Source organism: Streptomyces sp. NPDC058877, from assembly GCF_042742855.1.
Taxonomy (GTDB): Bacteria; Actinomycetota; Actinomycetes; order Streptomycetales; family Streptomycetaceae; genus Streptomyces.
In genome coordinates this window covers 1-8,730 of sequence record NZ_JBHYMF010000255.1, presented here as the reverse complement: position 1 = coordinate 8,730, position 8,730 = coordinate 1, and the positions used below count along the sequence as shown (strand labels likewise).

The following is an 8,730-nucleotide window of genomic DNA, read 5'->3' as shown; positions in this document are numbered from 1 at the left end:
GCCGAAGGACATCGAGCTCGCCGCATAACCCCAACAACCCTGAACCACCCCAAACCCGACACGGGCGCCTTGACGAAGGACATAGAGGCACCCCCGCGCCGATCGCGTACGCGTCGGGCGCGGTCGGCCGCTCGTCCTCGGGCAGGGCGTCGTGGGCGGCGGGACGGACACCGGAACACGGCAGAGCGGCATCGCTGCGCAGCAGTGGGAACACGCGGCCCACGCCCCGGCGGGCGAGAGGTGCGACGTCGACCGGGGGGCCCGGTTTCCCGTCTTGGAAACCAGCAGGTCAGAACGGGCCGCTGAGGGTGCCGAGCCGGTCGGTCAGGCGCAGGTTCTCGGAGTAGTCGACGGGGCAGGCGATCACGGAGACACCGTCGTCGTCGACGGCGCGGCGCAAGGTGGGCAGCAACTGGTCGGCGGACTCGACCCGGTAGCCGCGTGCGCCGAAGCTCTCGGCGTAGGCGACCAGGTCCGGGTTGGTGAACCGGGTGTGGCTGTGGCGGCCGAGTTCGAGTTCCATCTTCCAGGTGATCAGGCCGTATTCCTCGTCCACGAGGACGAGGACGGCCAGGGGGATGCGTTCGCGGACGGCGGTCTCCAGTTCCTGGGAGTTCATCAGGAAGGAGCCGTCGCCCATCACCGCAAGGACACGTCGGTCCGGCCGGGCCAGTTTGGCGGCGATGGCACCCGGCAGCGCGAATCCCATGGTGGACAGTCCGTTGGAGACCAGGCAGGTGTTCGGTTCGTAGGTCGGGTAGAGGCGGGACATCCACATCTTCCCGGCGCCGGTGTCGGCGAGCACGATGTCCTGGCGGTCCAGCGCCGCACGGACGTCCGCCACCACGCGCTGCGGCACCAGGGGGAAAGCCTCGTTGTCGCGTCCGTAGCGGAGCTCTTCGTCGAGCAGCGCACGGATCTTCGTGCTGCTCGACGAGTCGTGGGCGAGGCCGTCGGGCAGTGCTGCCGCGAGTGCGTCCAGCGCCTGGGAGGGATCGCCCTCGACGCCGACTGCGACCGGGTAGTGGGCGTCCACCTCGGCGGGGGAGCGGTGCACGTGCACGATGCGCTTGTCGCCGTTCGGGTTGATCTTGGCAGGGTCGAACTCCTGGACCTCGTAGCCGACGCAGAGCAGCACATCGGCTGCGTCGAAGCCGAAGTTGCCGTAGTCGTGGCGCATGAAGCCGACCGCACCGAGGGCGTTGGGATGGTCGTCGGGGAAGACTCCCTTGCCGTGAAAGGTGGTCGCGACCGGGATGTTCAGCCGCTCGGCGAACCTCAGCAGAGCGGCTGAGGCCCCGGCCCTCGCGGCGCCGTGGCCGGCCAGCACGATGGGGTTCCGGGCCGTGGCGAGCACCTCGGCCGCCCGGGCGATCTGCGAGGGTGACGGCGCATCGGCGTGCACCGCATCGATCTGCAAGGGGCCCAGGGGCTCGGCGGGGCCCTCCGCTTCGATGTCCTCCGGCACCGCCAGGAACACGGCTCCGGGACGCTCGCTCTGAGCGGTCTTGAACGCCTTGCGCGTCATCTCCGGCACCGCGTCCGGACACTCGATGTGGGCCGACCACCGGGTGACGGGAGCGAACATCGACACGAGGTCGATGACCTGGTGTGACTCCTTGTGGATGCGGCGCAGGGAACCCTGGGCGGCCAGGGCCACCAGCGGCGCGCTGTTGGTCATGGCGTCCGCGGCGCCGAGGAGCAGATTGATCGCGCCGGGCCCCAGGGTCGCCGAACACACGCCGGCCCGGCCGGTCAGCCGTCCGTAGATCTCCGCCATGAACGAGGCGGCCTGCTCGTGGCGCACCAGGACGTACCGGATGCCGGAGTCGTTCAGCGCGTCGACGAAGCGGATGTTCTCCTCACCCGGGATCCCGAAGACGTACTCCACGCCCTCGGCCCGCAGACAGCGCACCAGGAGGTGCGCGACGTCCTCCACCACCGCCGTCTTCCGCGCCCCGGTCGCGCCCTCGGTACCCATGCGACGAACGTAGGCACGCCCTCCTCCCTCGGCCACTCTTCGGCCGCCGACCGGGGCACGGGGCAACGGGGGCCCTGGGGGTGCGGTGGCGGGAGCCGGCGCGCAGACCGTCGCCCACCGACGTTTGGGCGGCGAGGACCCGCACGGCAGCGGAGGGGCCCGTGCGGCCGATCCGCCGTCCGACCGCTCACGGCCGGTGGGGTCAGTGCCTGACCAGGCAGAACGGATGGCCGGCCGGGTCCGCGTAGACCCGCCAGTGTCCTGCCGCGTCGTCGAGCAGCGTCGCGCCGTGTGCGAGGACCTGCTCGTGGGCGGCGTCCAGGTCGGCGACGCCGAAGTCGAGGTGGAACTGTTGGGGCCGCTCGGGGTCCGGCCAGGTCGGCGGACGGTGGTCGGCGACGCGCTGGAAGCAGAGGACGAGCCCACCGGGGGTGTGCAGGGTGGACCAGTCCGCGTGGAGGGACCAGCGGGGATCGGGGCGGTCCACGTCCCCGCCGAGCACCGAGCGGTAGAACCCGGCGAGTTCGCGGGGGGCGGCACAGTCCAGGACGACGCACTGCAGTTGGGCGATCATGCGCGGAGTCTAGGCGCCGTCGGCGCTCCGCGACCGGGTGCGGACCGCGCCCATGCTCGCGCCGATGACGAGGGCGATGGCGAGGGCGTCCGTGCCGGACAGGAACTGGCCGAGGACGAGGAAGCCGGCCACCGCGGCGATGGCGGGTTCCAGGCTCATCAGGACCGCGAAGGTGGGTGCGGGCAGACGGCGGAGGGCGAGGAGCTCCAGGGTGTAGGGAAGGACCGAGGACATCAGCGCGACCGCCAGGCCCAGGCCGATCGTCGACGGCACCAGGAGCGTGTCGCCCGCTTCCGCGATGCCCAGCGGGAGGCTGAGGACGGCGCCGAACGCCATGGCCAGGGCCAGCCCGTCGGCCTGGGGGAAGCGACGGCCGGTGCGGGCGCTGAAGACGATGTAGGCGGCCCACATGGCGCCCGCGGCGAGGGCGAACGCCGCACCGAGCGGGTCGAGGCGGTCGAAGCCGCCACCCCCGAGGAGGACGACGCCGCCGAGGGCGAGGCCGGCCCAGAGGAGGTTGACGAGTCGGCGGGAGGCGACGACCGAGAGGATCAGCGGGCCGAGGACCTCCAGGGTCACGGCGGCGCCCAGCGGGATCCGGTCGGCGGCCTGGTAGAAGAGGATGTTCATGGCGGCCATGGCGGTGCCGAAGGCGAGGACCGTCCCCCAGTCGGCGCGGCCGTAGCCCCGGACCCTGGGCCGGCAGACGATCAGCAGGACGGCCGCGGCCAGCACCAGCCGCAGGGTGACGACCCCGAGTGCGCCGGCGCGCGGCATGAGCAGGACGGCGACGGCGGAGCCGAACTGCACGGAGAGTCCGCCGGCGACGACGAGCGCGACCGGCCCGAGCCGGGTCCCCGCGGCGGGTCGCGCCCGCCCTGGGGCCTCCGGACCACCCGGACCACCCGGACCCCCCGGGTGCACCGCGGGCGTCGCCGCGGGCACGACGACGGGTGCCGCGACCGGGGGCACCTCCTTGACCGGACCGTCCATCGACCACTCCTTCACAACCAGAAAAAGTTCAACACACTGAACCTTCAGTCCAGAATAATGCACCGAACGACGGACTGCGGCCAGGTTCCCCTCTCACGCTACGAGCCTCTGCGCGGCACCGGAAATGCCGATTGTGCTGCGGTTATGCTCCGGACGCATGAGCATCGAGCTGCGTCACCTCCGCTGCTTCCTCGCCATCGCCGAGGAGTCCAGCCTGACCAGGGCAGCCGCCCGGCTCCACCTCACCCAACCCGCCGTCTCCCGCACCCTCGCCGCCTTGGAGCAGCACCTCGGCGCCCGCCTCGTCGACCGCTCCACCCACCACCTGGTACTCACCGCCGAGGGGCGCGCGTTCCAGGACCGGGCGGCAGCCGCCCTCGCCGCCTTCGAGACCGCCGTCGACCCGGCGCGGCTGCGGCACCGTCCGCTGCGCCTCGGACACGCCTGGTCGGCCTTCGGCGCGTACACCACCCCGCTGCTGCGGCGCTGGCAGCGCGCGCACCCGGAGACGCCCCTCGAACTCCTCCGCATCGACGACCGCACCGCCGGTCTGGCCCGGGGCGAGGTGGATGCGGCGCTGCTGCGCGGAAGCGTGGAGGCCCCGGGTCTGGTGACGGCGGAGCTGGCGACCGAGGAGCGGGTGGCCGCACTGCCCGCCGACAGCCCGCTCGCCGACCGCGCCCGGCTCGCCCTCGACGACCTCGCCGGTGAGACGGTCGTGCTCAACACGGTCTCCGGCGCGACCACCCTCGCGCTCTGGGCGGCCGGTGCCCGCCCGGCCGCCACCCTGACGGTCGCCAACACCGACGACTGGCTCACGGCCATCGCCGCTGGCCGGGGGGTCGGCGTCTCCTCCGCCTCCACGGCGGCGCTCCATCCCCATCCGGGCGTCGCCTACCGCCCGCTCCCCGACGCACCGCCCCTGCCGGTGGTGCTCGCTTGGCGGGACGCCTTTCCCCACCCGGCGACGGAGGCGCTGATCGCAATGGCCCGGGCGATCGTCCGGGAGGCGGCGTAGCGGAGGGGCGGCGTGGCGGACCGTCCGGCCGGCGCTGTGCCACCGGCCGGGGCGGGCGCGTTCCCCGCCTCCCTCGCCACGGCCCCGCCCCCGCCCGCCACCGGCCGTGGCTCGGTCGGCCCGCCTCAGGGGGCGCCGGCCTCCGGCTCGGATCCTCCACCCCGGGCCGGACCCCCGCCCGCCCCCTCCCCGAACGCCTCCCCCAATCCCTCCTCCAGTCCCTCCGCCAGCAGTTCCGCCGTGTGCCGGCCCCGGAGTCCCGTCAGGTCCGCGACCTGGGTGCGGCAGGAGAAGCCGTCCGCCAGGACCTCCGCGTGCGGGGCGGCGCTCCTCAGCGACGGCAGCAACTGGTCCTCGGCACAGGCGACCGAGACCTCGTAGTGGCCCGGTTCGAAGCCGAAGTTCCCCGCGAGGCCGCAGCAGCCGCCCGCCAGCTCACCGGTGAGGCCGGCACGTTCCCGGAGCCTGCGGTCGGCCGCGTCGCCCAGGACGGCGTGCTGGTGGCAGTGCGTCTGGCCGACGACCGGACGGTCCAGTCGGGGCGGGGTCCAGTCGGGCGCCAGGGATTCCAGGACTTCGGCGAAGGTGTGCACGGAAGCGGCGAGCCGGGCGGCACGGGGGTCGTCCGGCAGCAGTTCGGGCAGGTCGGTGCGGAGGGTCGCGGCGCAGGAGGGTTCGAGGACGGCGAGGGGCAGGCCCGTCCCCTCGCCGATCACGTCGAGGGTCCGCCGCATGACCTTCCGGGCCGCCCCGAGCTGGCCGGTCGAGACGTAGGTGAGCCCGCAGCAGACCCGGCCGGGCGGCAGTTCCACCCCTAGGCCGGCGTCCTCCAGGACGCGGACGGCGGCCTGGCCGACCTCGGGGGCCAGGTGGTTGGTGAAGGTGTCCGGCCAGAGGGTGAGGGCCGGTGGGCGGTTCGAGGCGCGGTCGGCGAACCAGTCCGCGAAGGGGCGTTCCGCCACCCTCGGCAGCGTCCGCTCCGGCGTCACCCCTGCGAGCCGCGCGGCGAACGGCAGCCCCAGCACCGCGTTCAGTCCCCGCCCGAAGTGGCCGAGCCAGCTCGGGAGGCGCCCCATCGTCCAGTGCGAGCGGGGCCGGCGCAGCAGACCGAGCGGGCCCGCGTAGTGCCGGTCGAGGAACTCCGCCTTGTACGCCGCCATGTCGACGCCGACCGGGCAGTCGCTGCGGCAGCCCTTGCAGGACAGGCACAGGTCCAGCGCCTCCCGCACCTCCTCCGAGCGCCAGCCGTCGGTGATGAGTTCCCCGAGCGCCATCTCGTGGAGGAGCCGTGCCCGGCCCCGCGTCGAGTGCTTCTCCTCCCCCGTCGCCCGGTACGAAGGACACATCACGCCCGGTCCCGAAGAAGGCCCGTCCACCCGGCACTTGGCGACCCCCACGCACCGCGCCGCCGCCCGCCCGATCCCCACCAGGGGCAGGCCCTCGAACCGCAGGCCCTCGTCGAGCCGTCGCGGTCGCACGAGCATCCCCGGGTTCAGGCCTCCGTCCGGGTCCCACACGTCCTTGGCCGCGCCGAAGAGGGCGACCAGTTCCTCCCCGTACATCTTGGGCAGCAGTTCGGCCCGCGCCTGTCCGTCGCCGTGCTCGCCGGAGAGCGAGCCGCCGTGGGCGACCACGAGGTCGGCGACGGCCTCCGAGAAGCCGCGGAAGTCCCGCACGCCCTTGCCGCTGTACAGGTCGAAGTCGATCCGGACGTGCACGCAGCCGTCCCCGAAGTGCCCGTACGGGACTCCGCGGAGACCGAACTCGGCCAGGAGGGCGCGGAATTCCCGGAGGTACCCGCCGAGCCGGGCCGGCGGCACCGCGCAGTCCTCCCAGCCCGGCCAGGCCTCCACCCCGTCGGGCGAGCGGGTCGCCGTCCCGGCCGCGTCCTCCCGGATCCGCCACAGCGCCCGTTGTCCGGCCGGCTCCCGGACCACCGCCGCGTCCAGCGCGTCCGCGGCCCGGACCAGTTCCCGGGCCGCCCGCTCGCCGTCGACCTCGCAGAACAGCCAGGCCGCCCCCCGCGGCAGCCCGTCGGCGCCCCGCACGAGGTCCGCGGCCATGCCCTCCACGGTGAGCGGCCGGTGCACGAGCAGTCCGGCCGCCGCATCGGCCGCCGCGCCCTCGTCGGGGTATCCGAGGACGACCAGGACCGGTGCGGACGGCAGCGGGACGAGTGCCACCGTCGCCTCCGTCACGATGCCCAGCGTGCCTTCGCTGCCGCAGAAGGAGCGGGCCACGTCGACGCCCCGCTCGGGGAGCAGCGCGTCGAGCGCATAGCCGGAGATGCGGCGCGGGAGGTCGGCCGGATAGCCGGTGCGCAGCAGGGCCAGATGGCGGTCGACGAGGTCCAGGAGTCCGGTGGGGGCGCCCTGCCCGCCCCGGCCCAACGTCAACTTGTCGCCCCGGTAGCTCACCACTTCGAGGGAGCGCACGTTGTCCGCGGTGGTGCCCCAGGCGACCGAGTGCGCCCCGCAGGCGTTGTTGCCGATCATTCCGCCGAGGGTGCAGCGGCTGTGCGTGGACGGATCGGGGCCGAAGGTCAGTCCGTACGGCCGGGCCGCGGCCCGCAGCCGGTCGAGGACGAGCCCGGACCGGACCACGGCCGTGCGCGCCCCGGGGTCCAGGGAGACGATCCCGCCCAGGTGCCGTGTGAGGTCGAGCACCACGCCGGCCCCGGTCGCCTGGCCTCCGATCGAGGTCCCGGCGCCGCGGGCGACGACCGGGGTGGTGCCGTGCGCCCGGCACACCTCCAGGACGGCGGCGACGTCGTCGGCGTCGCGCGGTGCGACCGTACCGGCGGGAACACGGCGGTAGTTGGAGGCGTCCATCGTCGCCAGGGCGCGGGCCGTGGTGGAGAAGTCGACCTCTCCGGCGACGGCGGTGCGCAGGGCTGCGGCAAGCCCGGACGGGTCTTCCTCGTGTGTTCGCACGAGCCCAGGATGTCCCACGCCTCGTCTCATCGGGCGGACATCCGGCGACCGGGCCCTCCCCGAACCGATACCCTCCGCCTCGTGGCTGAGATCCAGATTCCCGCTGACATCAAGCCCGCCGACGGCCGTTTCGGCGCGGGCCCCTCCAAGGTGCGTACGGAGGCGCTGGACGCCCTGGCCGCCACCGGCACCTCCCTCCTCGGCACCTCCCACCGCCAGGCTCCGGTCAAGAACCTGGTCGGCGAGGTTCGTTCCGGCGTCTCCGACCTCTTCTCGCTGCCCGAGGGCTACGAGGTGATCCTGGGCAACGGCGGCTCCACCGCCTTCTGGGACATCGCGACCCACGGCCTCATCGAGAACAAGTCGCAGCACCTCACCTTCGGCGAGTTCTCCTCCAAGTTCGCGAAGGCCGCCAAGCTGGCTCCCTGGCTTGCCGAGCCGACCGTGATCTCCTCCGACCCGGGCACGCACCCGGAGCCGGTGGCCGAGGCGGGCGTCGACGTCTACGCGTACACCCACAACGAGACCTCCACCGGTGTCGCCGCCCCCCTCAAGCGGGTCGCGGGCGCCGACGAGGGCGCACTCGTCCTCGTCGACGCGACCTCCGGCGCGGGCGGCCTCCCGGTCGACATCACCGAGACGGACGTCTACTACTTCGCCCCGCAGAAGTCCTTCGCCGCCGAGGGCGGCCTGTGGCTCGCGGCCTTCTCCCCGGCCGCCCTGGAGCGGGCGCAGCGGATCCACGCGTCCGGCCGGCACGTCCCGGAGTTCTTCTCGCTGCCGACGGCGATCGACAACTCGCTGAAGAACCAGACGTACAACACCCCGGCGCTCTCCACCCTCTTCCTGCTCAACGAGCAGCTGAAGTGGATCAACGGCCAGGGCGGTCTGGAGTGGGCCGTGGCCCGCACCAAGGAGTCCTCGAACGCGCTGTACTCCTGGGCCGAGGAGTCCAAGTACGCGACCCCCTTCGTCACGGACCCGGCGAAGCGCTCCCAGGTCATCGGCACGATCGACTTCGCGGACGAGATCGACGCGGCGGCCGTCGCGAAGGTGCTGCGCGCGAACGGCATCGTGGACACCGAGCCGTACCGCAAGCTGGGACGCAACCAACTGCGGATCGCGATGTTCCCGGCGATCGACCCGGCGGACGTGCGGGCGCTGACGGCCTGCATCGACCACGTCATCGAGAAGCTCTGACCGGGGGTTTCCCCGGTCCGGAGGGCCCGGC

At 73.4% G+C, this 8,730-nt stretch carries 6 protein-coding genes; 2 read left to right on the top strand and 4 right to left on the bottom strand.

Translation table 11 applies throughout. From position 1 onward, the window contains the following. Positions 1-289: 289 nt before the first annotated feature. The 3 genes from ACFW2Y_RS32910 to ACFW2Y_RS32900 all read right to left on the bottom strand — a co-directional run bounded on the left by ACFW2Y_RS32910 (position 290) and on the right by ACFW2Y_RS32900 (position 3,548). Positions 290-1,981, bottom strand: coding sequence for an acetolactate synthase large subunit (locus ACFW2Y_RS32910; RefSeq protein WP_384886509.1), 1,692 nt, complete (start codon positions 1,979-1,981; stop codon positions 290-292). A gap of 202 nt (positions 1,982-2,183) precedes the next feature. Continuing rightward, on the bottom strand, positions 2,184-2,555 hold the full coding sequence (locus tag ACFW2Y_RS32905) for a VOC family protein (RefSeq protein ID WP_384886506.1): 372 nt from the start codon (positions 2,553-2,555) through the stop codon (positions 2,184-2,186). 9 nt (positions 2,556-2,564) lie between these two features. After that, positions 2,565-3,548, bottom strand: a complete 984-nt coding sequence (locus ACFW2Y_RS32900; RefSeq protein ID WP_384886503.1) for a DMT family transporter — start codon at positions 3,546-3,548, stop codon at positions 2,565-2,567. A gap of 157 nt (positions 3,549-3,705) precedes the next feature. On the opposite strand from ACFW2Y_RS32900, the gene ACFW2Y_RS32895 reads away from it, so the two are divergent. Then, entirely contained in the window at positions 3,706-4,566 is an 861-nt protein-coding gene (locus ACFW2Y_RS32895) for a LysR family transcriptional regulator (protein WP_384886500.1), read from the top strand. Between the two features lie 125 nt (positions 4,567-4,691). Here ACFW2Y_RS32895 and ACFW2Y_RS32890 read toward each other — a convergent pair whose 3' ends face one another. Further along, on the bottom strand, positions 4,692-7,529 hold the full coding sequence (locus tag ACFW2Y_RS32890; protein WP_384886497.1) for an FAD-binding and (Fe-S)-binding domain-containing protein: 2,838 nt from the start codon (positions 7,527-7,529) through the stop codon (positions 4,692-4,694). 51 nt (positions 7,530-7,580) lie between these two features. On the opposite strand from ACFW2Y_RS32890, the gene serC reads away from it, so the two are divergent. Beyond that, entirely contained in the window at positions 7,581-8,699 is a 1,119-nt protein-coding gene (serC, locus tag ACFW2Y_RS32885; protein WP_384886494.1) for a phosphoserine transaminase, read from the top strand. Positions 8,700-8,730 lie beyond the last annotated feature (31 nt).

Coding starts and splice junctions, on each gene's coding strand:
- ACFW2Y_RS32910 (WP_384886509.1), bottom strand. CDS start 1,981: ATGGGTACCGAGGGCGCGACCGGGGCGCGGAAGACGGCGGTGGTGGAG.
- ACFW2Y_RS32905 (WP_384886506.1), bottom strand. CDS start 2,555: ATGATCGCCCAACTGCAGTGCGTCGTCCTGGACTGTGCCGCCCCCCGC.
- ACFW2Y_RS32900 (WP_384886503.1), bottom strand. CDS start 3,548: ATGGACGGTCCGGTCAAGGAGGTGCCCCCGGTCGCGGCACCCGTCGTC.
- ACFW2Y_RS32895 (WP_384886500.1), top strand. CDS start 3,706: ATGAGCATCGAGCTGCGTCACCTCCGCTGCTTCCTCGCCATCGCCGAG.
- ACFW2Y_RS32890 (WP_384886497.1), bottom strand. CDS start 7,529: ATGAGACGAGGCGTGGGACATCCTGGGCTCGTGCGAACACACGAGGAA.